The sequence below is a fragment of the Pseudomonas sp. NFX98 genome (assembly GCF_047784845.1).
In the GTDB taxonomy this organism is placed as follows: Bacteria; Pseudomonadota; Gammaproteobacteria; order Pseudomonadales; family Pseudomonadaceae; genus Aquipseudomonas.
In genome coordinates, this window is record NZ_JBLNNF010000027.1 from 1 (window position 1) to 24,498 (window position 24,498).

Annotated in this window: 27 protein-coding genes; 13 read left to right on the forward strand and 14 right to left on the reverse strand. The window is 60.9% G+C overall.

Annotation, left to right across the window (positions count from 1 at the left end):
• Nucleotides 1-70: 70 nt before the first annotated feature.
• From ACM110_RS27540 to ACM110_RS27570, 7 genes are read right to left on the reverse strand one after another with little or no spacing between them, the layout of a single operon-like run.
• Entirely contained in the window at nucleotides 71-811 is a 741-nt protein-coding gene (locus tag ACM110_RS27540; RefSeq protein ID WP_338581575.1) for an SDR family NAD(P)-dependent oxidoreductase, read from the reverse strand.
• 10 nt (nucleotides 812-821) lie between these two features.
• Nucleotides 822-1,322 carry an aromatic-ring-hydroxylating dioxygenase subunit beta gene (locus ACM110_RS27545; RefSeq protein WP_416130242.1) on the reverse strand — a complete coding sequence of 167 codons (501 nt, stop codon included), beginning with the start codon at nucleotides 1,320-1,322 and terminating at the stop codon, nucleotides 822-824.
• Nucleotides 1,319-2,602, reverse strand: a complete 1,284-nt coding sequence (locus ACM110_RS27550) for an aromatic ring-hydroxylating oxygenase subunit alpha (protein ID WP_416130243.1) — start codon at nucleotides 2,600-2,602, stop codon at nucleotides 1,319-1,321. Before ACM110_RS27550 ends, ACM110_RS27545 begins: the two co-directional genes overlap by 4 nt.
• A gap of 23 nt (nucleotides 2,603-2,625) precedes the next feature.
• Nucleotides 2,626-3,750 carry an amidase gene (locus ACM110_RS27555; protein ID WP_416130244.1) on the reverse strand — a complete coding sequence of 375 codons (1,125 nt, stop codon included), beginning with the start codon at nucleotides 3,748-3,750 and terminating at the stop codon, nucleotides 2,626-2,628.
• Nucleotides 3,747-4,232, reverse strand: a complete 486-nt coding sequence (locus ACM110_RS27560) for a nuclear transport factor 2 family protein (protein WP_416130245.1) — start codon at nucleotides 4,230-4,232, stop codon at nucleotides 3,747-3,749. Before ACM110_RS27560 ends, ACM110_RS27555 begins: the two co-directional genes overlap by 4 nt.
• A gap of 3 nt (nucleotides 4,233-4,235) precedes the next feature.
• Nucleotides 4,236-4,607, reverse strand: coding sequence for a hypothetical protein (locus ACM110_RS27565; RefSeq protein ID WP_046040355.1), 372 nt, complete (start codon nucleotides 4,605-4,607; stop codon nucleotides 4,236-4,238).
• 31 nt (nucleotides 4,608-4,638) lie between these two features.
• Nucleotides 4,639-5,802 (reverse strand): acyl-CoA dehydrogenase family protein, encoded by a 1,164-nt coding sequence (locus ACM110_RS27570; RefSeq protein WP_416130246.1) that lies wholly within the window; start codon nucleotides 5,800-5,802, stop codon nucleotides 4,639-4,641.
• Nucleotides 5,803-6,125: 323 nt separating this feature from the next.
• Between ACM110_RS27570 and ACM110_RS27575 the strand changes: the two genes are divergently transcribed.
• From ACM110_RS27575 to ACM110_RS27600, 6 genes are all read left to right on the forward strand, one after another.
• Nucleotides 6,126-7,607 carry a sensor histidine kinase gene (locus ACM110_RS27575; RefSeq protein WP_416130247.1) on the forward strand — a complete coding sequence of 494 codons (1,482 nt, stop codon included), beginning with the start codon at nucleotides 6,126-6,128 and terminating at the stop codon, nucleotides 7,605-7,607.
• Nucleotides 7,608-7,832: 225 nt separating this feature from the next.
• Nucleotides 7,833-8,981 carry an amine dehydrogenase large subunit gene (locus ACM110_RS27580; RefSeq protein ID WP_416130248.1) on the forward strand — a complete coding sequence of 383 codons (1,149 nt, stop codon included), beginning with the start codon at nucleotides 7,833-7,835 and terminating at the stop codon, nucleotides 8,979-8,981.
• Nucleotides 8,982-8,994: 13 nt separating this feature from the next.
• On the forward strand, nucleotides 8,995-9,534 hold the full coding sequence (locus tag ACM110_RS27585) for a MauE/DoxX family redox-associated membrane protein (protein WP_416130249.1): 540 nt from the start codon (nucleotides 8,995-8,997) through the stop codon (nucleotides 9,532-9,534).
• A 5-nt stretch (nucleotides 9,535-9,539) separates the two neighbouring features.
• Nucleotides 9,540-10,160: a methylamine dehydrogenase accessory protein MauD gene (gene mauD, locus ACM110_RS27590; RefSeq protein WP_416130250.1), complete on the forward strand. Its 621-nt coding sequence runs from the start codon at nucleotides 9,540-9,542 to the stop codon at nucleotides 10,158-10,160.
• 18 nt (nucleotides 10,161-10,178) lie between these two features.
• Nucleotides 10,179-10,700 carry a methylamine dehydrogenase light chain gene (locus tag ACM110_RS27595; RefSeq protein ID WP_027620621.1) on the forward strand — a complete coding sequence of 174 codons (522 nt, stop codon included), beginning with the start codon at nucleotides 10,179-10,181 and terminating at the stop codon, nucleotides 10,698-10,700.
• Nucleotides 10,701-10,851: 151 nt separating this feature from the next.
• Nucleotides 10,852-11,373 carry a cytochrome C gene (locus ACM110_RS27600; RefSeq protein WP_416130251.1) on the forward strand — a complete coding sequence of 174 codons (522 nt, stop codon included), beginning with the start codon at nucleotides 10,852-10,854 and terminating at the stop codon, nucleotides 11,371-11,373.
• Here the strand turns inward: ACM110_RS27600 and mug are convergent.
• Together mug and ACM110_RS27610 are read right to left on the reverse strand one after the other, a co-directional pair.
• The gene (gene mug / locus ACM110_RS27605; RefSeq protein ID WP_416130252.1) at nucleotides 11,367-11,882 is read right to left on the reverse strand and encodes a G/U mismatch-specific DNA glycosylase; all 516 of its coding nucleotides are present in this window, start codon (nucleotides 11,880-11,882) and stop codon (nucleotides 11,367-11,369) included. The two genes, ACM110_RS27600 and mug, sit on opposite strands and share 7 nt — an antisense overlap.
• Nucleotides 11,875-12,501 carry a TetR/AcrR family transcriptional regulator gene (locus tag ACM110_RS27610; RefSeq protein ID WP_416130253.1) on the reverse strand — a complete coding sequence of 209 codons (627 nt, stop codon included), beginning with the start codon at nucleotides 12,499-12,501 and terminating at the stop codon, nucleotides 11,875-11,877. The genes mug and ACM110_RS27610 overlap by 8 nt, the downstream gene beginning before the upstream one ends.
• A gap of 251 nt (nucleotides 12,502-12,752) precedes the next feature.
• Here ACM110_RS27610 and ACM110_RS27615 point away from each other — a divergent pair, with 251 nt between their 5' ends.
• Genes ACM110_RS27615 through ACM110_RS27635 form a run of 5 tightly spaced genes read left to right on the forward strand, consistent with a single transcriptional unit; the run spans nucleotide 12,753 to nucleotide 18,834 of the window.
• On the forward strand, nucleotides 12,753-13,871 hold the full coding sequence (locus ACM110_RS27615) for an HlyD family secretion protein (RefSeq protein WP_416130254.1): 1,119 nt from the start codon (nucleotides 12,753-12,755) through the stop codon (nucleotides 13,869-13,871).
• Complete coding sequence (locus tag ACM110_RS27620; RefSeq protein ID WP_416130255.1) at nucleotides 13,871-15,370, forward strand: DHA2 family efflux MFS transporter permease subunit; 1,500 nt, start codon at nucleotides 13,871-13,873, stop codon at nucleotides 15,368-15,370. The genes ACM110_RS27615 and ACM110_RS27620 overlap by 1 nt, the downstream gene beginning before the upstream one ends.
• A 19-nt stretch (nucleotides 15,371-15,389) precedes the next feature.
• Nucleotides 15,390-16,844, forward strand: a complete 1,455-nt coding sequence (locus tag ACM110_RS27625) for an efflux transporter outer membrane subunit (RefSeq protein WP_416130256.1) — start codon at nucleotides 15,390-15,392, stop codon at nucleotides 16,842-16,844.
• Nucleotides 16,845-16,875: 31 nt separating this feature from the next.
• Complete coding sequence (locus ACM110_RS27630) at nucleotides 16,876-17,826, forward strand: aldo/keto reductase (RefSeq protein WP_338581596.1); 951 nt, start codon at nucleotides 16,876-16,878, stop codon at nucleotides 17,824-17,826.
• 60 nt (nucleotides 17,827-17,886) lie between these two features.
• Nucleotides 17,887-18,834, forward strand: a complete 948-nt coding sequence (locus tag ACM110_RS27635; protein WP_416130257.1) for a LysR family transcriptional regulator — start codon at nucleotides 17,887-17,889, stop codon at nucleotides 18,832-18,834.
• 53 nt (nucleotides 18,835-18,887) lie between these two features.
• On the opposite strand, the gene ACM110_RS27640 is transcribed toward ACM110_RS27635, so the two are convergent.
• Complete coding sequence (locus tag ACM110_RS27640) at nucleotides 18,888-19,160, reverse strand: DUF2790 domain-containing protein (protein ID WP_191630508.1); 273 nt, start codon at nucleotides 19,158-19,160, stop codon at nucleotides 18,888-18,890.
• A 465-nt stretch (nucleotides 19,161-19,625) separates the two neighbouring features.
• Nucleotides 19,626-21,251 (reverse strand): BCCT family transporter, encoded by a 1,626-nt coding sequence (locus tag ACM110_RS27645; protein WP_416130310.1) that lies wholly within the window; start codon nucleotides 21,249-21,251, stop codon nucleotides 19,626-19,628.
• Between ACM110_RS27645 and ACM110_RS27650 the strand changes: the two genes are divergently transcribed.
• Entirely contained in the window at nucleotides 21,136-21,447 is a 312-nt protein-coding gene (locus tag ACM110_RS27650; RefSeq protein ID WP_416130313.1) for a hypothetical protein, read from the forward strand. The genes ACM110_RS27645 and ACM110_RS27650 overlap by 116 nt on opposite strands.
• 74 nt (nucleotides 21,448-21,521) lie before the next feature.
• Here ACM110_RS27650 and ACM110_RS27655 read toward each other — a convergent pair whose 3' ends face one another.
• Nucleotides 21,522-22,508, reverse strand: coding sequence for an MFS transporter (locus tag ACM110_RS27655; RefSeq protein ID WP_416130258.1), 987 nt, complete (start codon nucleotides 22,506-22,508; stop codon nucleotides 21,522-21,524).
• Between ACM110_RS27655 and ACM110_RS27660 the strand changes: the two genes are divergently transcribed.
• On the forward strand, nucleotides 22,507-22,812 hold the full coding sequence (locus tag ACM110_RS27660) for a hypothetical protein (RefSeq protein WP_416130259.1): 306 nt from the start codon (nucleotides 22,507-22,509) through the stop codon (nucleotides 22,810-22,812). The genes ACM110_RS27655 and ACM110_RS27660 overlap by 2 nt on opposite strands.
• Here the strand turns inward: ACM110_RS27660 and ACM110_RS27665 are convergent.
• Nucleotides 22,797-23,168: an ethanolamine utilization protein EutQ gene (locus tag ACM110_RS27665; RefSeq protein ID WP_416130260.1), complete on the reverse strand. Its 372-nt coding sequence runs from the start codon at nucleotides 23,166-23,168 to the stop codon at nucleotides 22,797-22,799. The genes ACM110_RS27660 and ACM110_RS27665 overlap by 16 nt on opposite strands.
• Nucleotides 23,165-24,493 (reverse strand): NAD(P)/FAD-dependent oxidoreductase, encoded by a 1,329-nt coding sequence (locus tag ACM110_RS27670; protein WP_416130261.1) that lies wholly within the window; start codon nucleotides 24,491-24,493, stop codon nucleotides 23,165-23,167. The genes ACM110_RS27665 and ACM110_RS27670 overlap by 4 nt, the downstream gene beginning before the upstream one ends.
• Between the last annotated feature and the right edge of the window lie 5 nt (nucleotides 24,494-24,498).

The following is a 24,498-nucleotide window of genomic DNA, read 5'->3' on the forward strand; positions in this document are numbered from 1 at the left end:
ACTACAAGAGCTGAAGATCAAAAGATCGCAGCCGGCGGCAGCTCCTACAGGGTCATTTTCCGGCCTTGAATCAGCGCATGAACAAGCCGCCGTTGACGTCCAGGCACGCGCCCGTCACGGAGGTCGCGTTATCGGCGATCAGCAGCAACACGCTGTCGGCGATGAACGCTGGGTCTCCGAGGGTGCCGGCCGGGATCATCTTGAGGATCTGTTCCAGACGTTCCGGGGCCACGGTTTCGCGTACCACCGGCAAGTCCAGCGGACCGGGTGAGATGCTGTTGACCGTCACGCCCTGAGGCGCCAGTTCACGGGCGAAAACCTTGGTCAGTGTCGCCACGCCACCCTTGGCCGCCGCGTAATGCGCGCCGGTCGCGGTGCCGCCGTTCTGCCCGGCCAGGGACGCGATGTTGACGATGCGCCCGAAGCCGCGCTCGGCAAAGTGCGCGCCGAACACCTGGCAAGCGACAAACGTGCCGCGCAGGTTGATCGCCATCGACTCGTCGAACTCTTCCGGCGTGATGTCCATCAGCGCCGCGACTTTCGACACGCCGGCGTTGTTCACCAGAATGTCGGTGCCGCCCCAGCGCTCGGCGAGCAGGTCACGGGCACGCTGGAAGTCGGCTTTGTTGCGCACATCCAGTTCAAGGGCGACCGCCGTGGCGCCGCTGCCATCCAGTTCCGCGGCCAGTTGCTGCACGCCATCGAGGCGCACATCGGCCAGAGCAACGCGATAACCCGCCGCGTGCAGACGGCGGGCGATGCACTCGCCCAGCCCGCGCGAGGCACCCGTTACGAGGGCTACTCGACTCATGATGTTGCCCTCACAAAAGGAAGCCGAGCGCACTCAGGCTGTCGGTGGAGTTGATCAGCCGCACCACTTTGCGCTCCAGGGTCGGCACGCCGTCGGTGAAGCGAATACGGTGATTGAGGTCGGCGACGAATGGCGTGTGCACGCCGCGTTTGTAGGCGTACAGCAACTGCGCGGAATTCACTTCAACGATGTCACCGGCCGCTTCCACCAGGCGGAAACGCGAGACCGTGCGAATGGTTTTCGCTGCGTCCACCGCCGACGGCGAGAAGCCGGCGCTCAGGCGCTCGATGCGCAAGGCGCGCATGTGCGCGTCATCGTAGGCGTAGTTCAGCGTCGCTTCGAAATCTTCGGTGTCCGGATCGATCGGCACGATGTACTTGCCGCTGTCGCTCCACAGGGTCGCCCATTCGGCGTAGTTCTTGTGGTCGAGCAGTTCGGCTTCGCGCCAGATGAATTCGATGGCCTGGGCCAACGGGCCGGAAAAACCGTTCAGGGTGTCTTGATTGCTCATTGGCTCATCATCCTTTTCCACATGTCGTAGGCACCGCGCATGCCGCCTTCGTCGGTGGCGTGGCTGACCTTGTCGCCGTTTTCAGCGATGATTTCGCGGTTCAGGCCGCGGTTGACCAGGATCGGCGCGTCGACGCCGGCATACGAACCGCGCTGTACGCGGTCCCAGGCTTCGGCATCGTCAGGGCTGCCGAAACCGAACGGGCCCTGGAAGTGTTCGTGGATGCGCATGCGTTCGCGGTTGGCGATTTCCGGGCCGCCGTCCATGCCCAGGGCGACGTGGCGGATCTCGGTTTCGGTGACCGACACCGGGCGCAGCACGCGGAAGAACGACATCGACATCGCCACGTTCGGGAACAGGTTCAGGTTGAAACCGGCGCCGTGCAGCGAGCGCACGATGCGACGGACCTGATCGGCCGGCATGGTTTTGGACAGCTCTTCAGTAACGTGAGCGAAGCGCTCCTGCAATTTCTCCGTGCCGTCGTCGTGATCCAGGTCGACGTGCTCCGGCACCATCACCATCACGCTGTGGCCGTTGCCCAGCGAGTGGGTCACGGCTTGCTCATCGGTCATGAACGAGAGCATTTCCGAGGTTTCTTCATCCACCGACGACATGAACGACTTGTGCACGATCGGGAAGTGGTAACCATCGGTGGTGTTTTCCAACTGGATCTTCCAGTTGCCCTTGAAGCTGAACTTGTGTTCGCCCTGGGTCTTGATCGGGTAGCCGGCGCCCTGTTTCATGAACAGGTCCATCCAGTGTTTCGCGCCGCCGAGGAAGTCTTCCAGTGGTTCGATTTCGTCGTTGTAGCTGGCGAACACCATGCCGGCGTAGCTTTCGACGCGCAGGCTGGTCAGCGGCAGTTCGGATTTCTCCAAGATGCCTTCGTAGCCATCCGGATACGGCAACGCACGCAGCTTGCCGTCCAGGCCATAGGACCAGCTGTGGTACGGGCAAGTGAAACCGGTGGCGTTGCCCTTGTGCTTCTCGCACACGGTCGCACCACGGTGGCGGCAACGGTTTTCCAGCACGTTGATGTTGTTCTTCTTGTCGCGCACGACGATCACCGGCCGCCGGCCGATCATGGCGGTCTTGAAGTCGCCGCTGTTGCGCACTTCGCTTTCGTGGGCAACCCACACCCAGGTGCGGTAGAAAATCTTGTCCAGTTCGGCTTCGAACAGCGCCGGGTCGTTGTACAGCGAGACGTCGACGCGGTCGTGCTGGACCAGGTCTTCGGGGCTTTTCGACGTCGCGATCAGCCGATATTCATGAGTGCTCATGCGGTTCTCCTCATGGCTTCTTTTTATGATTGAGTGGTAGAGGCTTGCAGCTGCGCACCAAAGGCGCAGACCAATTCGTCCTGACCTTTGCGACCAACGATTTGCAGGCCGACTTTCAGCCCGCCGCAATCGAGTTCCACCGGCACCGTCAACGCCGGATGGCCGCTGAGGTTGAAGGGGCGTACCAGCGGGGTCATGCCGGCCACGGCTTTGCTGCCGGCGCGGGCTTCGCTGAGAGTCGGCGGCAAGGTCGGCAGTGTCGGCAGCAGCAACACCGCGAAGTCTTCCAGCGCGGCGTCCACCTGTTGCGTGAAGCGTGTGCGCACGGCTTCGGCCTGGGCCAGTTCTTCGCGGCTGGTGCGGCTCGCCGCCAGCAAACGTGTCTCGACATCGGCGCCGATCAGGCCTTTGCCGGTCAGGTGACCGAAGGCCGCCCAGTTTTCGAAATTGATCACGGTCAGGCCGGCCGCGAACGCCGCTTCGAATTCGCTCAGGTGCAAATTGCCGCGGCGCCATCCGGCACGGTCGGCGGCGGCACCCAGGCAGGCTTGCAGGTGCGGGTCGCAGTTCACGTCAAGGAAGGCGACTTTTGCACCGGCGCCCGGCAAGCCTTGCACGGCAAAGCCTGGGCAAATCACCTGCATCGCGGCAATCAGGTCGTCCATGGATTTGGCGAACGGCCCGACGCAATCGAGGCTCGATTCCAGCGGATGCGCGCCGACACGGCTGACGCGACCGTAAGTCGGCTTGAGTCCGGCAACGCCGCAGCACGCCGCCGGCACCCGCACCGAACCACCGGTGTCGGTGCCGATGGCGATATCGGCCAAACCGGCCGCGACCGCCGAAGCCGAACCGCTGGACGAGCCGCCGGGCACGCGATCCGGCGCTTGCGGGTTGATCGGTGTGCCGGTCCAGTCGTTGATTCCGGTAACACCAAACGCCAGTTCATGCAGGTTGGTCTTGCCGACGATCTGCCAGCCAGCGTCGAGGATTGCGTCGACCACTTCGGCGTTTTTGGTTGCCGCCGGTGCATCGGCGAAGGCGCGGCTGCCCGAACGGGTCGGATGGCCGGCGATGTCGATTGAATCTTTGATGGCAACGCGCTTGCCGTTGCCGCCGAGGAGAAATTCGCTGATGAAGGTGCTCATGCGTTCAGCTCCTGCTTTGATAAATGAGAGCTGAACAGGCGCTGTGTACGGAAATGCGCGATCAGCCAGGTGCCGTCGACACAACGAAAATCGATGTTCAGCCGCGTGCCGAACAGCTCGTTGCGGCCATCGGCGTAGGTGGAAATCTGCTGCATGATCCACTGCCCTTGCGCCCCGCTGCCGTCTACCACGATCGACTCGCTGGTGAGGTAATGCAGGTTCAACTTGAAGTGGTCGGACGGTGGCAAGTAACCACCGACAAACGCCGCCACCGCTTCACGCCCACGATGCTGGCCAAAGGTTTGCGCGGTCTGGCTGCCAACGCCTTCCCAGATCGCGTCTGCGCAGAACAGCTCAGCCAATTCGCTGACATGGGTGAGCGCCCGCGGCACATCGCACAGGTCCATGTAGCGCGCCATCAGGCGGCGCACTGCGCTTTCCCCTTCGAGCGTCGCCAGACGCTGCAGCAAGGCCTCGTTCATGGCTTACACCTTGGCCGCATCAGGAATGGTCAGCGGACGACCGATGCGCGCTTCGATCTTGGCGTAGCGCCACAGGCTGTACTGGCCAACCGGCGTGGTGCGGAACAGGTTGCAGGCATCGATCACCGACTGGTGGCAGTCGACGTCGGCCATGATGTACACGGTCCACGGCGAGGTGGTCGACGGCCCGACCATCAAGCGGTCGTCATCCATCGCACCGAGCACGGTGATGCCGGGCATGGCGCCGAGATCGCCCATCATCTGGCTGAAGCCTTTCCACACGCTCAGGCCTTCGCCGGTGGGCAGGTCGAAAAAATTCTGGGTGATGCCGATGCAGAAGACGACGCGCAACGGTTCCTGGGTAGCTTGGGACATGCTGTTGATCCTTTGAAAAAGTGATGAGAATTCAGATGTAGCCAGGGAACGGCGGCACGCCGAGGAACACCGAGCCGGCGCCGTCGTACAGGCCTTCGCTGAGGAAGGCGTGCTGGGTCACCACCATCGAGTCGCGCAGGTAGCGTTGCAGCGGATGGCGCAGGTAAATGGCGGTGGTGCCGGCGAGGCTGTAGGCGCTTTGCACCACCTCGGCACCGGCCTGGGAAACATGGATCGCCGACAGGCGCAGCAGGCTGGTTTGCTCAGGGGTCACCGGGTTGCCCGCGAGGATCGAGTTCCATACCTGTTCGGTGGCGTTGTAGAAAAACCCGCGCGCGGCGGCGAGTTTGGCTTCAGCCTTGGCGATCTCGATGCGCACGTAAGCGCGGTCGGACAATTTCGGCGCGCCGGTGATGCCGCTGCCGCCCGCCATGCGGCTGATTTCGTCGAGAGCCGCACGGGCCAGGCCGAGGTTGACCACCGCCAGCACTTGCGCGGCATAAGCAATCGATGGGTAGCGGAACAGCGGTTCGTCTATGGTTGCAGCCCCACCCCTGATAAACGTCCAGCGCTCGTCGACGCGCTTATCGGTCACTCGCAAGTCATGGCTGCCGGTGCCTTTGAGGCCGACCACATCCCAGTTCTCGATGATGTCGACCTGCTCCGGGCGGAATACCGCGGTGCGCGGCTTGCCGCCAGCGGCACCGATGCCCACGCCCAACAGGTCCGCGCCCTTGCAGCCGCTGGCGAATTTCCAGGTGCCGTTGACTTGATAGCCACCATCCACGGCTTCGGCCGGTTGCAATGGAAACAGACCGCCTGCGAACACCAGGTCGGGGCTATCGGCGTAGAGTTCAGCGAGGGTTTCCTTCGGCAAAGCGGCCAGGTAAACGCCGGCGCTGCCGAAACTGGCCACCCAACCGGCAGAGCCGTCGGCTTCGGAGATGCGTTCGATCATTTGCAGGAACAGCGCTGGCGCCAGCGCATCGCCGCCGAAGCATTTCGGCGTGGCGGCGCGGTAGATGCCCACCTGTTTGAAACGCTCGATCATGTCCCGTGGCACATGAGAGACCGCGTCGAATTCCTCACGACGCTGGCGCACTTCATCCAGTACCTGCGCAAAGGCCTGGCTGTCGACGACATTCTCGTCAACGCCGATCAGAGCGTCTTGTTGCGCAACCGCTGAACGCAGCATGGGCATTCTCCGTTTTGATTATTGTTAGTGGGGCCTCACATCACCGCTGTCTGTAGGAGCAAGGCTTGCCCGCGATAGCGCCCTTGAGATCGCCATCGCGGGCAAGCCTTGCTCCTACAGGGATCTGCGTGGTCACCCTTGCATTGCGGTCCAGTGTAAAAACCGCACCCCGGCGCAACTATTGGTGCGTGCAGCCCCCCGACTAAAGAAAACCCCTAGGCCGACACCCCTTACCTCTGAGCGCATCCCCATGCGCGAGCGGGTATAAAACGCCATACTTCCGGCTCCACCGGTCGGAACCCACTGCCACCAAGGGCTGCGCGATGTACTTGCCGAAACCGAATGACTTTTATGCGCTGATCGAAGCCATGCCGCTGTGCATCATTCTTCACGATGCGCACACCAAGGAGATTCTCTGGGCCAACGCCGCAGCATTGGCGGCGCTGGGCTTTACCCTGGAAGAACTGACGCCACTGAAAGCCCCGGACATGACCCGCGACGCCCCGAAATACCGGCGCTCGGTGGGGTTGCGCTGGCTGGAAGGCGCCGCGCGCACGGGCCAACGCGCCATCGAGTGGTGCTATCGCTCAAAGCAAGGGGTGGAGATTCTTTCCGAGGCGGTGGCGACGCTGGTGCACCTGGACGGTCGCGATGTGCTGATGGTGCAGTTCCGCGACATCTCTAAAGAAGACAAGGTCAAGCGCGACCTCAAGCGTTTCGAAAGTCGGCTCAAGGCTTTCATGCAGGACTTGGCCGAAGGCGTGGCGGTGCTAGGGCCGGAGGGTGATGTTCGTTTTATCAGCGACTCGGGTGCGCACTTGCTCAACAGCGAGGGCCACAAGCTGATCGGCAAAAATTTTCTCGCCTGGTGCGACAACGTTTCACACCAGCGCCTGTTGCAACAGCTCGCCAACGAAACACCGGAACATGCGCCGTTCAGCGTTCACTACAAAGTCCAGCGACTGGACGGCGAATGGCGCTGGCATGATGCAACCTGCCGCTACATCGAGATTGAAGACGATCTGGTCGGCCACCTGCTGCTGTTCCGCGACGTGACCGAACAGGTGCTGGCCGAAGAGGCGCGACGGGTCAGCGAGCAGAAACTCGAATATCTGGCGCGCTACAACGCCATGGGGGAAATGGCCGTGGCCATCGCCCATGAACTGAGCCAACCCTTGGCCGCGACCCGCAACTTCATTGAAGGCACGGTGATTCGCCTGAACAACGCGGGCGACACCGATGAAGGCGTCGCCTGGGGCTTGCAGAACGCCGTGCGGCAAATCGAGCATGCCTCGGTGATCATCAAGAGCGTGCGCGATTACGTGGTCAAGCTTGAGCAGTCCGAAGAGCTGGTCGACCTTAACGAGCTGCTGCGCGAAACCCGCTATTTCATCAGTTTGCGCGCCGATCCGAGTCTGGTCCGCGTGGAAGTCGTCACCTCGCCCGAGCCGCTGCGGGTGAGCTGCGAGAAGGTGCTGATCGGCCAGGTGATCCTCAATCTGGCGTTCAACGCCATTGAGGAAATGGCCGACCTGCCCATTGAACGGCGCTTGCTGCGCATTCATGCCAGCGCTGGCGACGGCGTTGCGCTGGTGCGCATCGAAGACCGTGGCCGCGGGATTCAGGCCCAGGCGCAGGAAAAGCTGTTCGACGGGTTCTTCTCGTCCAAGGTCAGCGGCAACGGCATCGGCCTGGCGCTGTGCAAGAACATAATCGGCCGTCACCGTGGCGATATCTGGGCGCAAAACCTGGAGCCCTGTGGCGCTGTTTTCAGCTTCTCCCTTCCTCTCGCTTCCTCCCTCTAAAAGCAAAAGATCGCAGCCTGCGGCAGCTCCTACAGGAGAAATACAAACCCTGTAGGAGCTGCCGCAGGCTGCGATCTTTTGATCTTTGGCCATCACTGGCACAGATACACAAACACTTGGCAGGCAGCGCAATTCCCCGATTTGCCGGGCGAGGCACTATTCGATGGTCAGAATCTGCCCACTCACCCGCGATCCGCGTTACCAACAATTCAGGAAGTTCCCCTTATGCGAACAAACAGGATCTCCGTACAGTCAGCGCTAGGCCTGAGCCTGCTTGTACTCGGTTTGAACAGTGCCCGTGCGGATTTGCCCGCCGACACCATCGGCCAGACCACCTTGGCATTCCCCGCTGAACCGCATCGCGCGTTTGTCGTCGATGTCGAGTTCGAAAGCTTCGTCGCCGGCCGTGTCACCGTGGTCGACCCCGACCAGAAGCGTGTGCTGGGCATGGTGCCGACCGGTTTTGCTGCGCCTTCGGCCCTGAGCCATGACGGCAAGCTGCTCTATAGCGCCGACATCTGGTATTCGCGTGGCACTCGCGGCACCCGCACCGACGTGCTGACCGCCTGGGACACCTCGACCCTGTCGCCAGCCTGGGAAGTGCTGATCCCGAACAAGCGCGCCGAGTCGCTGACCCAGCGCTACGGCCTGAAGACCAGCGGCGATGACCGCTTCGTCTACGTCTACAACTTCACTCCGTCGACCTCGGTCACCGTCGTGGATACCCAGACCAAAGCCGTCGCCACCGAAATCGCGATCCCCGGCTGCGTGCTCAACTACCCGGTCGGCAAACGTCGCTTCGCCTCGCTGTGCGGCGATGGCAGCCTGCAAGTGGTAACGCTCAACGATCAGGGCCAGGAAACTGCGCGCAACCGCACGCCGTTCTTCGACCCGAACGCCGAGAAACTGGTTGAGCGTGCGGTCAACGTCGGCGACACCTACTACTTCACCACGACCACCGGCACCGTACGCGCCGTGGACTTCTCCGGCGAAACGCCGAAAATCCTGCCGAGCTGGTCGCTGACCACCGACGAGGAGAAGAAGGCCGGTTGGGCACCGGGCGGTTGGCAGCTGATGGCCGTCGCGCCGAAGCTGAACCGCTTGTACGTGCTGATGCACGACGCTCACGAACCGATGAAGTGGGAAGACCCGAGCACTTTCATCTGGGCCTACGACCTCAAGACCATGAAGAAAATCGCCACCCTGGAAGCTCCGGCACCGGTGTGGAGCATGCAGGCTACCGGTGACGACAAGCCGCTGTTGCTCGGCGCCGACGTCGAAGGTGGCTTGCAGATCTTCGACCTCAAGACCAACAAGCACACCGGCAGCATGGCCAAGGTCGCCAAAACCGCGACTCAGGTCATGAGCTACTAAACGAGGTTCGGCCATGCAATCAGATCCGATCTTCATCATTGCCAGCGCACTCGCCATTTCGGCGCTGCTGGCCAGTGCCGCAACGCACAAGGTGCGGGCCCCGGCGCGCTTCGCCAAGCAAGTGGCGGACTATCAACTGCTGCCCGCTGCGCTGGTGCGCCCGAGCGCGCGGTTGATTCCGCTGCTGGAACTGGCCATTGCTTTCGCGCTGCTGGTTCCGCTCAGCCGGGGCTGGGCAGCGTTGAGTGCGGCCAGCCTGTTGGCGCTGTACGCCGCCGCCATCGGCATCAACCTGTGGCGCGGTCGTCGTGACATCGACTGCGGCTGTGCCGGTCCCGATCAGGCGCAACCGCTGCGCCCGGTCCTGCTGCTGCGCAACAGCGTGCTGGTGGCGGTGGCGCTGCTGGCCAGCGTGGCGCCGGTGGTGCGTGACATGACTGTGTTCGATGGCTTCGTCACCGTGGCTTCCGCCGCTGTCGCGCTGCTCATCTACGCCGCGGCCGCTGGCCTGATGGCGAACTCCCCTCTTCTGCTCAAATTGATTGGTAGGTAATCAAAATGGAAGGCTTGATAGTTTCCAACGTTCTGCTCTGGGTGCTGCTGGTGGCCGTGGCGTTTGTCGTCATGGGCCTGGTTCGTCAGATTGGTGTGCTGCACGGCCGTCTGGCTCCGGCTGGTGCGCTGATGGTCGACAAAGGCGTGGCCGTCAACGAAGCCGCACCGCAAATCACCGCCGCCGACCGTAACGGTCGCCCGGTGAACTTCGGCTATGCCGGTGAAAAATCGCAACTGTTGTTCTTCCTCTCGCCGACCTGCCCGATCTGCAAGTCCTTGCTGCCGGCGATCAAATCCATCGCCAAGGAACAGGCCGGATCTCTGGATGTAGTGTTCGTCAGCGACGGCGACATGGACGCCCAGCAAGCGCTGATCCGCGAGCACAAACTGGAAGATGCGACCTACGTGGTCGGCCCGGAAGTGGGCATGACCTACCAGATCGGCAAACTGCCGTACGCGGCGTTGATCGACAAGTCCGGCACCCTGCGCGCCAAAGGCCTGGTCAATTCCCGCGAGCATCTGGACAGCCTGTTCGAAGTCGAGCACTTGAAGCACGCCACGCTGCAGCAGTACCTCAATGCTCAGCCTCACGATCATGACCACAGCCACGGCCATAGCCACTGATAAGGCAGGGAGACGTTTATGAAACTGCTGGATCTGTTGTTCGAGCGCTCGACGCGCCGTGTTGCCGACACTACTTCGCGCCGCAAACTGCTGTCGCGCATGGGCTCGCTGATGGTGGCCGGTGCCGCCCTGCCCCTGCTGCTGCCACTGGATCGCACCAGCAAGGCACTGGCCGCGACTGACCCGAAGGCCGGCGACCCCGGTGATCCGAACAGCTGCGACTACTGGCGCTACTGCTCCATCGACGGCTTTCTGTGCAGCTGCTGCGGTGGTTCGGTGACGTCCTGCCCACCGGGCACCGAAGCCTCGCAAGTGACCTGGATCGGCACCTGCCGCAACCCGGCCGACGGCAAGGACTACATCATTTCGTACAACGACTGCTGCGGTAAGCAAAGCTGCGCCCAGTGCGCCTGCACCCGCAACGACAGTGAAGAACCGGCCTACCGCCCGTTCAACAACAACGATGTGAACTGGTGCCTGGCCGCCAAATCGCACATCTACCACTGTACCGTTTCGATCATCCGCGGCGTCGCGGTCTGACACGCGCTTTACCGCCGGTTGCCTGGGCAATCGGCGGTTTTTTTTTTACAAGATCGCAGCCTGCGGCAGCTCCTACATTGACCGCGTACTCCTGTAGGAGCTGCCGCAGGCTGCGATCTTTTCAGGGCACAACAAACAAGAAGGGTTTGTCATGCGTAAGTTGCTCATCTTCGGCCTGGCCTGCCTCATGACCACCCCGCTCGTCCATGCCCGGGCCATCCCCGACCCGACGCAGCGCCATGCGCCGGGCAACGAAGAACTCCAAAAGCCCATCGCCGAGGCCAACTACAGCGTCGGTGTGAACTACCAATTGCAATGCGCCGGTTGCCATCTGGGTGACGGCACCGGCTCCGCTGCCAACGACACTCCACGGATGAAAGGTTTTGTCGGCAACTTCCTGAAAGTCCCCGGAGGCCGCGAATTCCTGGTGCGCGTGCCGGGCATGTCGCAGTCGGCGTTGAACAACGCGCAACTGGCGGACTTGCTCAACTGGCTGATGCGTGAAGACGGCATGGCCGGCAAGAGCATGCCGGCAGACTATCAGCCCTACAGCGCTGAAGAAGTCGCGACGTTGCGCGCCAAAACCATGCTCAACCTGCCCGGCACCCGCGGCGAACTGATCAAGGCCATGCGTGCACAAGGCATCGCGATTGATGATGGTATGAATTACTGAGACTCAGTCGCGACCAGCCTCAATTGACGATACGCATCCACCAGTTGATCAAGGCTGAACGCGAGATTTCGCCCACTGGGGTTGGGCAAGATCCACACGGCAGCATTGCCGAAAGTCCTGTCCTGAAGCCCCCACTCCACGTTGCGCTGACCGGATAGCGCCGAATACGCCGCCTTGCCGAGAAACGCCACATAGCGTGGCGCATGACGGGTGATCTTCTGTTCGAAAGCCGCTGCCGCTGCGGTGAACTCATGCAGCGACAACTGATCCGCCCGCGCCGTCGGTCTGTCGACCACCGCAGTCAAACCGCACTGATACTGAAGAATCGTCCGATCGTTTTCCGGGCGCACTTGCTCCGGGGTAAATCCGGCCAAATGCAGCGTGCGCCAGAAGCGATTGCCCCGACCGGCGAAATGGTGCCCCTGGGCGGCGGCGGTCATGCCGGGATTGATCCCGCAAAACACCACCGCCAGCCGTTCGGCCAGAATGTCTTCAAGCCCTTCACTCACCGCAGATCACACTCACTGCATTACGGGCAAGGTCGGTCAATTCGCTGCGGGACTTGCCCGCCCGCGCGCGGATCGAGATGCTGTGCAGCAACGATGACGCCAGTACCGCCAGGGACGCCGCGTCGACATCGCCTTTCAGTTCGCCGGATTCGATAGCCGTTCGCAGGCGCGCTTCCAGGTCGGCGTCGAGGCGGCTGAGCCGGTCCGAAAGCACCGCGCGAATTTCCGCGTCCTCAACTGCTTCGGTGGTCGCCGTGCCGATCGCGAAACAGCCGCGTGGTTGGCCTTCGCCAGAGAAGTAGATCGACAACTGCCCCTCATAAAAACGCAACAGCGCCTCACGCAACGTCAGGCCGGTGTCTGTCAGCGCCGCCTGCATTTCGGCGGAGGCCACTTCCCAGTACTGCTCCAGCGCCTTGATGTACAGGGAATGCTTGTCGCCGAACGCCGCATAGAGGCTCGGGCGGTTCATTCCCGCCGCCGTGGCGATGCTGTCCAGGGACGCGCCGGAATAGCCGGTGCTCCAGAAAACACCGAGCGCTTGTTGCAGCGCTGTCTGCGGGTCATACGCGCGGGGCCGGCCGCGGCCTTTACCCTCTGTCAGTTTATTTTGTGCCATGTCGTATAAAATCCTTGCAGGAAGGTGAATGCGGGGATATTTTTACACCATCGCACAAAAATAAGGAACCACAAATTCCTTGATCCATGTTTGTTCACGCGAAGCTCGAACCGGGTGTTGCAGCGACGAAACAGAGGCGGCGGAGCGATCCTCCCAACCGCCTGCGGGTTTGCTTTCAAACAGCATTTATTCACATCGGCGCCAGGCGATAGCTCCAGGCCCGAATTCCCCGGTTAAAGGTGCTTTCGATCATGACTACCCAAATCGATATCCCGGCTTCCCAGGCCTTCGCGGCCCAATCACCCATCAAGAAACCCTTGAAGGAAAAACTGCGGCCATGGCTGATGGTGGGCTTGCCCGCCCTCTTCGCCGCCGTTGGCTACGCCCATTACGTTGCCGGCGTACCTTTCGTCACCACCGATAACGCCTACGCCCGAGTGGCCAAAGCTTCGATCAACGCGCGGATTTCCGGTCAGGTTGTAGAAATCGCCGTTGAAGACAATCAGAAGGTCACCAAGGGCCAGGTGCTGTTTCGCATCGATCCCAAGCCATTGCAGATCGCAATCAATCGTGCCGAAGCGCAACTGAGCGTCGCGCGGTTGCGCATTGACGGCCTCAAGGCCAGCTATCGCCAGCAACAGGCGGAACTGCAATCGGCGAAAGAGTCGGCGGGTTTCGACCAGAAGGAATTTGCCCGCAAGAAAGCGCTGGTGGCGACCGAATTCGTTTCCCGCTCCCTTTTTGAACGCTCGGAAACCGACCTCAAGGTGTCACGGCAGCGCATTGCGTCCATCGAGCAACAGATCGCCAGCACCGTCGTGGCTTTGAACGGCAACCCAAACATCGAAGCCGACAGTCATCCGAGCGTTCGTGAAGCCAAGGCTCATCTGGACGAAGCGCAGTTGTATCTTTCGTACGCCACGGTTTATGCGCCGGCCGATGGCATCGTCGCCAAGGTGGATGACTTGCAGGTGGGCAACTACCTCAACAACGGCGCGCCTGCGTTTGCTCTGATTTCCGACCACGAAATCTGGATCGAGGCCAACTTCCGCGAAACCCAGGTCACGCACATGCGCCCCGGGCAGGAAGCGACCATCCGCATCGACACCTACCCGGATCGCGTGTTCAAGGCCCACGTCACCAGCATGAGCCCCGGCGCCGGGTCGGACTTCGCCCTGCTGCCACCGGAAAACGCCACCGGCAACTGGGTCAAGGTGGTTCAGCGGGTACCGGTTCGCCTCGAACTGGATGACGCCGACCCTGCCCTGCCGCTGTTTTCGGGCACCAGCGCCACGGTCAAGGTCGACACCGGTTACAGCACGCCATGGTGGCATCCGCTCAAATCGTTGCTGACGGCAGGTAACTTCTAATGAACGCCCATGCAGATACAACCCCGAATGCAAGCAGTGCGCGCTCGCTCAGGTTGGCCGTTCTGCTCGCGACTTACATGCAGTCGGCGAACCTGCCGTTGCCCAATGCGGTATTGCGGCTGATTCAAGGCAGCCTTTCGATGACCGACGACCAGGCAGGCTGGATTTTCACCGCGTACCTGGCGGCAAGTGCCATCACCATGCCGATTGCCCAGTGGCTTGCCGGGCGCTTTGGCTTGAAGCTTGTGTATCAAGCCGCGCTGGCGTTCTTCGTGCTCGGCTTGCTGCTGGCCACTGTTTCCAGCACGCCGCTGGAATTCATCGGCGCACGCATCATTCAAGGCTTGGCCAGTGGCGTGCTGGCGCCCCTGTCGATGGCGATTGCCATGGAGACATTGGCGCCCGAGAAACGCATGAAGTTCGGCGCGACCTGGACCGCCATCGTGCTCGTGGGCATCGTCAGCGGCCCGAGCATCGGTGGCTGGATCGCCGAACATTTCGATTGGCGTCCGATCTTCTACGTCAGCCTGCCGTTGTCGGCGTACATCTTCCTGGTCGTAGCGCTGTTGCTCACCGAGAAGAAAGCCGCGAAGGCGCCAGCGTTCGACTTCTTTGGTTTTGGCACCTTCACGCTGGCGTTGATCAGCCTGCAAATGCTGCTCGACCGTGGTGAACGCATGGACTGGTTCGACTCGCCGGAAATCTGGATCGAGGCGCTGGCCAGTGGACTGGGTTTGTACCTGTTCCTGGTGCATGTGTTGACCAAACAGGCGCATTTCCTCAACAAGAGCCTGTTCCGCGATCGCAATTTCGTGCTGTCGACGATCATCTTTTTCGCCGTCGGTTTCGTGCTGCTGTCGACCATGGCCCTGACGTCGCCGATGCTCGATGAAATCCTCGGCTACCCGCCTGACACCACCGGTGCCCTGACCATCCCGCGCGGTATCGGGCTGGTGGGCGCGTTCCTGCTGATGGGGCGCGTGCCTGAGCGTTTCGACCGTCGTTGGTTCGTGGCGGCAGGCGCCGGCGCGGTGATTTATGCCAACTGGTTAATGCTCGGCTATTCGCCGTTGATGGACTGGTCGCCGGTTGCGGTGACCGGCGCGATCCAGGGAATCGGCATCGGCATGTTGATGCCGTCGCTGACCAAGGTTGCGTTCAGCACACTCGACCCTGCGCTGCGTCCGGAAGGCACCGGTTTGTTCAATCTTTCCCGTGTTTACGGAAGCACCATTGGCGTGGCAATCGTGCAGATTTTCTTCTTCAACAATACGCAGGCGATGCATCTGGCGCTTGGCAACAACGTGACGCCCTATAGCGCCGCCGCGCATTTCGGCACCGCATCGCTGCCGCTGCCGACACTTGAAGGGCTCGACCACCTGATCACCCACCAGGCTGCGTTCATCGCCGTTGTCGACCAGTTCAAGATCCTGATGGTGGCGATGCTGGTGGTCAGCCCGCTGATTCTCTTTCTTCGCAAACCTGCTGCGGCCAACTAGTTTTCGTGGAGTGTGCCCAATGAAATCCAGTCATCTGTTCCAACCGAAACTCACGGCATTGTCGGCGCTGGTTTTTCTCTCGGCCTGCACCGTCGGCCCTGACTTCAAAACACCTGAGGCGAGCCCGTCGCAGCATTACGATCAACAGGCCGAACAACATCTCGGCGGCCAGCAGCGCATCGCGCTTGGCCAGAAAGTCAGTGGGCAATGGTGGTCCGCCTTCCGCTCGCCCAAGCTTGATCAGGTGGTAAGCCGGGCCATCGACGGCAACCTTGAACTGGTCGCTGCCGATGCAACCATTCGCCAGGCGTCGCAATCCGTAGCGGCGGCGCAAGGCGCGTTGTACCCGCAGGTCGACTTCGGCGCAACGGCGGGTCGTCAACGGGTGCACAACGCCAAGGAACCTTCGATCTCCAACTTCTATGCGATCGGGCCACGGGTCGGCTTCGACCTGGATGTGTTCGGTGGCAATAAACGACTGGTCGAACAACAACAAGCGTTCACCGATCTGCAAAAGCATCGCTATGAAGCGGCGTACCTGACCCTGACCGGCGAGGTTGCCAGCCAGTCGTTGTTGATCGCCTCGGCGAATGCGCAAATCCTGGCCGTGGAGAAACTGCTGGCCAACGACACCAAGAACCTCGAATTGGTACGCGCGGCGCTGATCAACGGCACGACCACGCAGATTGATGTGTCGCTGGCCGAGACGCGGCTTGCCCAGGACCGCACGCTGCTGCCGCCATTGGCCCAGCAACGTGATGCGGCCCGTCATGCGCTGTCGATCCTGACCGGCAAAGGCCCGGCGGACTGGATCGCGCCGGACTTCCAGCTCGACGAATTCGCCTTGCCGTCGAACGTGCCGGTCAGCCTGCCCTCGGAAATGGCCCACGACCGGCCAGACGTGCGCCAGGCCGAAGCCGAGCTGCACATCGCCAGCGCCGCCGTTGGCGTGGCGACCGCCAATCTCTATCCGCGAGTGACGCTGTCGGCGTCGCTGGCCCAGGCCGCTTCAGGCAATGGCGGTGCCGCGCTCTGGGGTTTTGCTGCGGGCCTGACGGCACCGATCTTCAACGGCGGAACCCTCAAGGCTGAGCAGCAGGCAGCCGTCGAAGGCTACAACGCGACGCTCGCCGGCTATCAGCAGACCGTCATCAGCTCGTTCGGCCAGGTCGCGGACACGCTGCAAGCGATCAACCACGACGCGGAAGAATTCCGTGCCCAGGAAGACGCCCTGCAAGCGGCCGAAACCAGCCTGCGGTTGAACCAGCAAGCCTATGCCCAAGGCGAGAACAGCATCCTCCAGGTGCTGGAAGCCGAGCGAGCCTATCAGCAGTCGTTGCTGGGCCATATCCGCGTGAAGACCGCGCAGTACCTCGACACCGTGCAGCTGTTTGTCGCCCTCGGCGGCAATTCCATTGGCGTCTTCGAGCAACGGGTTGCCAGCCGCGAAGCCCCACATCGTTCGTATCAGTAGAGGCTGCGGCCTCGATATTTGGAGTAATGACATGTCCTACGAAGCCTTTCACGATGAACTTCGCGATACAAAATTTGCGCTGAATCACGGTACGGGGAAAATGCCCGCCGTCGGCTTCGGCACTCTGTTCAAGGACCTGAGCGTCACCACCGAGGCGATCACCCACGCACTGGAAACCGGGTTCCGCCATTTCGATTGCGCCGAGCGGTATCGCAACGAAGAAAGTGTTGGCGTTGCCTTCAAAGCATTCATGGACGCGGGTAAGGCGCGGCGCGAAGACTTGTTCATCACCACCAAACTGTGGAACACCAACCACCGTCCCGAGCGCGTGTTGCCGGCGTTCGAAGCCAGTTGCCGTCGGCTCCAGGTGGACTACATCGATTGCTACCTGATCCACACGCCTTTCGCCTTCAAGGCGGGCGACGATCAAGACCCGCGGGACGCTTTCGGGCATATCCTCTACGACGGTGACGTGAAGCTGATCGACACCTGGCGCGCGCTTGAGCAACTGGTGGATGAGGGTCGTTGCGGCGCAATCGGCTTGTCCGATATCACCCTGGAAGCGCTGAAAGAGATCGTGGCCGAGGCGCGGATCAAACCCGCCGTGGTGCAAGTCGAATCCCACCCGTACTTGCCGGAATGGGAACTGCTGGAGTTCTGCAAGGAGCATGGCATCGTGGTCCTCGCCTTCGCCCCGCTCGGCCATGGCATGGAGCCGAACGTGCTGGAAGACGAAGTGATTACCGGGATCGCCCGGCATTTGCAGCGCACTCCGGCCCAAGTATTACTGGCCTGGGCTGTGCAACGGGGTGTAGCGTTCCTGACTACTTCGGCAACACCAAGCCGTATCCGCGAAAACTTCGATATCGCTACCTTGCCGCACCGGGCCATGCTGGAAATTCGCGAAGAGATCACAACGCGGATACGCTTCAATTCGGTGGTCGAGACGGGTGTGCCGGGATTCATCCCGCGCAAACAGTAATGCACGACAAGGGACGGCACCGACCGTCCCTTTTTTTGGCGATACTTTGAGGTGAAACCGATGGATGTTTTCCAGACCATGCGCTGCTTCATGGCTGTCGCCCAAAGCGGCAGCTTTACCGCAGCGGCCCAGTTGCTGGACACCACCACGACCAACGTTTCCAAAGCGGTTTCCAGTCTGGAAGCCCGTCTGCAAACCCGCCTGATCAACCGTACGACCCGCCGCCTGGCGTTGACCGAGGCCGGCACACGTTATCTGCAACGCTGCGAGAGAATTCTGGAGGAACTGCGTGAAGCCGAGGAGGAAGCAGGCACCGCACAGATCACCCCTGTGGGCCGCTTGAAGATTCATGCGATGTCGGCCATCGGCAACCATTACGTGATCGACGCCATCGCCCAATACCGCGAGACACATCCCTCGGTCCTGTTTGACCTGACCTTGACCAATCGGCTGCCGGATTTGCTTGAGGAAGGCTATGACATGTCGATCGTGCTGGCTCGGGACTTGCCCGACTCGGGGTTTGTCGCGCAGCGGCTAGGCATCACCTACAGTATCCTCTGCGCCTCGCCGGCGTACCTGAAGAAACACGGAATGCCCGACACACCGGGTTCGCTGGCTGCGCATGATTGTTTGAGGATCGTCAACACGGTCATGCCGGTTGAACACTGGGTGTTCGAAGGGCCCGAAGGCGTGGAGACTGTCAGCACCCCGGTGTCACCGTTTCACGTCAACACCGCCGATGCGATGACCGTCGCCATCACCCGTGGCATGGGGATCGGCATTCAGCCCATTGCGTCTGCCGTGGCCGGGCTCAAGGCCGGCACCCTGGTGCGGGTGCTGCCGGAGTACCATTTTGAAGAGTTGAACCTGTTTGCGATCTACCCTTCACGAAAATTCGTCGATGCAAAAATAAAAACCTGGGTGGAGTTCCTGAAGGACTACCTGCCCGGGTTGCTGGCGACCGATGACAAAATTGCGCGTTCGTCAAAACACGCCAAAAACAACTGAATGTACCCGCCCTGCCCGGATGGAGTGTCGACCCTCCACCGTCACCACGGCACTCAACCGTTCGAGCATCCGGTGCCCATGACTTGATACTGCAAGACATGCCGTTGACCTTGGGAGTCTTCATAGGTCATTTGCGCCGATACCGGACCGCACTCTGGTGGAACATCGGTCACGGAGATGACCTTTTTCACGTCCAGTTTCGAACCGTAGGTGTAAGTCTCAACCGGTGTCTGGTCTCTCGACACTTTGGCGTGGCTTTCTTCGGCAAAGGCCTGCGCACCGATACAACTGAGTGCCAGGAAAATCGCGATTTTTGAGATGTTCATGAGGTTCACCGTCTCGTTCAAGTGGGTTTGCTTGTACGTTGTGAACCCATGGCGTGGGCTCATTCCGTAGAGACGATGCTAGGTGTTTACCCCGGCGCCAAACAGCGCAGCGCCGGACAAACACTGTTAACGAAATGAGGGGGAATGCGTTCATCGGAGGTCAGGTCGGCTATCAGGCCGCCTCGCCTTGGTTTTTGATTTTGATCTGCCCCGTCGGAAGGCCGAGTGGAGGTTCTGCGCAGTGGGCAACCCGGCAAGGATGCCGGGTTAGCCGCCCCCGGCCATGGATGGCCGATGGCGGCGGGCCCACGGAGCAGGACCGGAGCGAGGGAACCCTGAGCCTAAGCGAAGGGCCGTACGTCAGGGGCCAAGCCCTTTGGTTACTTTGGGGCCCCAAAGTGACCCGCCGTAAGGGCGGAACCTTCAGCCGCCGTTACCGCAGAAACGGATATGTACACCAGATCATTAAGCCTGCGCAGCAGCCAACGAACCCATTCGCCCCACCGACTCACGACGCTCAATGTCCGGCAAACCATCCACCGCTGGCGTCCACGCCGGCACGCTCGGCATTTCCTTGCGCAAGCTGTGAATCAAGGTGTACGACATCACCAGCAGCAACATCGCAATCGGCAAACCGGCAGCAATACTCGCCATCTGAATCGCCTTCAGCCCACCCGCCAACAGCAGACCTGCGGCAATCGCACCTTCCAGAAGACACCACAGCAACCGGATCCAGTTCGGCGGATTGGTGCTGCCCAGCGCACACAAGGTGCACAACACCTGGGTTCCGGCATCCGCCGTGGTGACAAAATGCACACCCAGCAACACGCACACCAATATCGACAGCGCGGCGCCAATCGAAGGTCCATCCAGCGACTGAAGCAGCGTGAACATGGCCGCCGTGGTTTCTTTCTTGGTGGCGAGCAGCACCGTGCCGCCTTCGAACTTCGGCTGTTCCTGAGTCACGATCTGGCTGGCGACAGACGCTTGGTAAGCCTGACGATCCTGCTGCTCGTTTTTCAACGCCGCACCACCGAACACCGACATCCACAGAATGGTCACCATGGTCGGCACCACCAACGCGCCGATTACCAGTTCACGGATGGTCCGGCCTTTGGAGATCCGCGCAATGAACAGACCGACGAAGGGACCCCAGGTCATCCACCAAGGCCAATAGAACGCTGTCCACCAGTTTTGCCATTCGCTGTCTTTTTGCGTGTCCATCCAGAAGCTCAGGCCGACGATGTTTTGTACATAGTCGCCAGTGGACTCAAACATCAGGTTCAGAATGTAGCGGGTCGGTCCAATCGCAAGTACCGCCAGCATCAAAATGAATGACAAATACATATTAAGCGTGGAGATACGCTTCATGCCCTTGGACAACCCGGCAAGTAGCGAAATGCAGGCAACAATACTCACAAACAGAATGATGGATAACTGCAACCCAACACTCACCGGGATACCAAATACCTGATGCAACCCGGTATTGATTTGAACGACACCCAACCCCAAAGATTGCGAAACACCGAACGCCGTGATAACCACGCCCATAATGTCGACAACATGACCGATCCAGCCGTAGATGCGGTCGCCAATCAGCGGGTACAGCAACGAACGAAGGGCCAGCGGCAAACCTGTACGGTAGGCAAAATACGCCAGGCTCAGACCAATCATGGAGAAAATCGCCCACGGGTGCAGGCCCCAGTGGAACAGCGTGATGCGCATCGCCAGGGTTGCAGACTCGTCCGTCAGGCCCTTGGAGAACGGGTTGTCGGCGTAGTGCAGCATGGGCTCTGCCACCGACCAGAAAATCAGGCCAATGCCCATCCCGGCGCTGAACAGCATGGCAATCCACGAGGCGAAGCTGAACTCGGGCCGGTCATGTTCGGTGCCCAGCTTGAGATTGCCGAAACGGCTGACGGAGATATAAAGCAGCAGGCCGAGTACGCCACTGATCAGGGCGAGGTAATACCACTTGAAGTTATGCAGGATAAACACCGAAGCCATTTTAAAAGCCTTGGCTGCCTGCTCATCTTTAAATGCACAAAATAGAACAAATGAGATCACCGCTAATATCGAAGCGACAGTCACATTCGGGTTCAAGCCTTTTAACATGCCTGATTGCGCACGCATTGTTTTCCCCTTTTGTTTTTGTTTAAGGGTTTTAGAGAGTATTCCGCAAGATGCTTATCGCCTGATATCAACTGATGTCAGCGCGCTGTTTATCTGCAGTTTAATTCCGGTCTATCTCGGTTTTGGCAGCATCGCCAAGATGATTGAAACCTGACCATCGTTCAAACCATTTTTAGTCACCGACTCATGAGAAAAACGCATCAATAAATCCGCTCCGCCCTCCTTCGCTCAACGTCCGTCCACGCACTCACTGACAGGCTCGACGACCGACGCCAGACTGGAGCTGGCGATCCCGTTGGGTGTCGATGGGTGTTGCAGTGGCGCATCCTTTTGCAGGTGCTTGCCGGTGACTTTCGCCTGGCCCACGCACAGCGCAAGCAACGCTGCACTGCCCGCATAGAAAAAGTAGAAGCTCGAAGTGCCGAAGTGCTCCATCAACACACCCGCGATCAGCGGACCGAAACAGGCGCCGACACCGAAGGTGATCAACAGCATGCCCGACAGCGAAACCCGCAACTGTGGCTCCATGTTGTCGTTGGCCAACGCCACGCCCAGCGGATACAGGCAGAACTGCAAAAAGCCGATGCCCGCGCCGAACCACAGCAAGGTCATGAACGAAGGCGCTTGATCGAAGCCCAGCGGCAGGCTGATGAGCACCAGCAACACCGCCACTGCGCGAATCAGGCTCGCACGGGGCAATCGGTCCGAAAGCCAGCCCAGCGGCAACTGCGCCAACAGCCCGGCACCGATGGTCAACGCCATGAACTGACCAACCTGCGCCGTTCCCAAGCCCTGCTTGCTCGCATAGATCGACGCCAATCCGTAGAAGCTGCCGTTGATCATGCCGGACACCAGAATCGTCACCAACGACTGAGGAATGCGCCGCAGGAACAACCGCAGATCAATCGAGGCCGAAGGCACCGCCGTCGGATGTGCGCTGCGGGTGAGTGCCACCGGCACCGAACACAGCGCAAACACCATCGCCACACCCAGCAGTGCACGGATGCCCAGCCCCTCGTCGAGACTCAAGGCCAGTTGACCGAGCATCATGCCCACGTAACTGGCGACCATGTACAACGCCAGCACACTGCCGCGCTGTTCGGTGCGAGCCTGATCGTTGAGCCAGCTTTCCAGCACCATCAACTGGCACATCATGGCCAGCCCGACCAAGCCCACGCAGCACCAGCCAGAACGGCAATGAGGTGCTGAACTCATGCGCCAACACCGCCGCCGCAATCGTTCCGGCGCAAGCCGCATAGGTCCGAATGTGCCCGACCTGCGCGATCAGGCTGCGCCCGACCCAGCCACCCAGCACCATTCCCAACGCATTGGCGGCCATCAACGCACCGCCTGCCGTTTCGGTCGACCCCATCGCATTGAGACGCAGCGCCAGATAGGTCATCAGCAAGGTCGATCCCAACTGCATCAACAAGCTGGCCAGATAGAGGGCGCCGAAGGTTTTTGTGAGTTTTATCACCGTTCCGATCCCCCGATAATTGCGCGTCAAGCCAAGCCGTGAAGTTGCTTCCAGTTGCCGGGGTGAACCACATACCCGAACAACGCATGCCCGCCATACACCAGCTCGGTGCCTTCGGGAATCCACAGCAACTGGCCAGGCGTGACCTGGAAAAGCTCGTCGCCGACCTGCAGTTCGAAGCAACCCTCGATCACGAAAATCACTTCGTCGTAGAGCACCGTCCAGGCGACTTGTGCACCTTCCCAGCGCGCGAAACCCACACCGATGTTCGGCGAGATTTCGTTGCTGATGGCTCGCGCCACATACGCGGCGCCGGGCGGGCCGCCACGGAAGGTAAAGTCGAGGTCCTGATGGTCGATACGCAACACGCGGCTTTTGCCTTTGTCCGCAGGGCTCATAGCTCGCTCCGGCTGTTCCAGGCCGCCAGATGAATGCGCGAACGAACACCGAGGCCGAGGAAGGGTTCCGGCGGATTGAGCGACGGCATGCCGGTCACGGCGCGAATATCGTTCAGCTGCGCCGAATCGGCACCGACGGTGAGATCGGCAAGCATCGTCCCGGAAATGGTGCCCCAGGCTGCACCGACGCCGTTGTCGCACGCCGAGGCATGCACGCCCGGTTCCAGCTCGCCAAAGAAATTGGTGAAGTTGCGCGAGATCGCATAGACGCCACCCCACGTATGGCTGAAAGGCACGTCGGCCAGTTGCGGGAAGCGCGCCAGGAATGCCTTGCGGTGTGAATCACGCACTTTCGAACGCATGCCGTCGCTGGTGCTGCGCCCGTATTTGGGTACGTGCTTGTAGGTGTTGCGGATGATCAACCGACGATCCTGAGTCATGCGCACGGTGGTGCCGGCGTGGTCCGCCGGGGTCAGCCCCCAATCCAGTTGGCCGCCATAGGTGGCCAGTTCGGCATCGGTCAACGGGCGGGTCCAACTGGCGAAGGTCATCACCGGCAACAGGCGATTGCGCAGATAACCGAATTCCTGGGTGAAGATGCTGGTGCCCAACAGCAATTGCGGCGTGCGGATCAGCCCTGCCGTGCCGTGCAAAATCCAGCCGCCACGTCCGTCGCGCTCCAGACGCTGGATGGGGGATTCTTCCAGCAATTCGACGTTGCTCGGCAATGTGCGAGCCAGGCCGGTGACCAGCGCTGCCGGTTGCATCAGGTAGCAGCCGGGGGTGTAGATGGCGCCGCTGTAATGGTCGGTGCCCAACACCTTGGCCAGCTCAGCGGAATCGGCCCGGCGGAATGGCTCGCCGAGGTCGCTCATGAGTCGCTCGAAATGATCGAGGTAAGCCTCGCCACGTGCACCGACGGCGCCTTGATACTTGCCGGCATGGGACCATTGGCAATCAATGCCATGGTTTTGCACCAGCCCTTGCAGCTGCGAAATCGCGGAACGGTTGAGCGACAGCAAACGCTGTTTGTGCGCAGGGTCCGGATGCTCCAGGGCAAATTTGTGCGGCAGGTCGATCACAAAACCGGAGTTGCGCCCCGAGGCGCCATGGGCGACCCGTTGCGCATCCACCAGCAGGATACGGGCCTGCGGATGATGCTCGGCCAGACGGCGGGCAGCGGCGAGGCCGGCGAAACCCGCGCCAATCACGGCGTAGTCGGCGCGTTGCTCACCGGACAAGCGTTGGCAGGACGGTTGCTCAGGCAGCGCTGCGTACCAGCCGCAGCTCGAGTCATCAAATGGCAGGTTGATGGTGTTTTTCATGATTC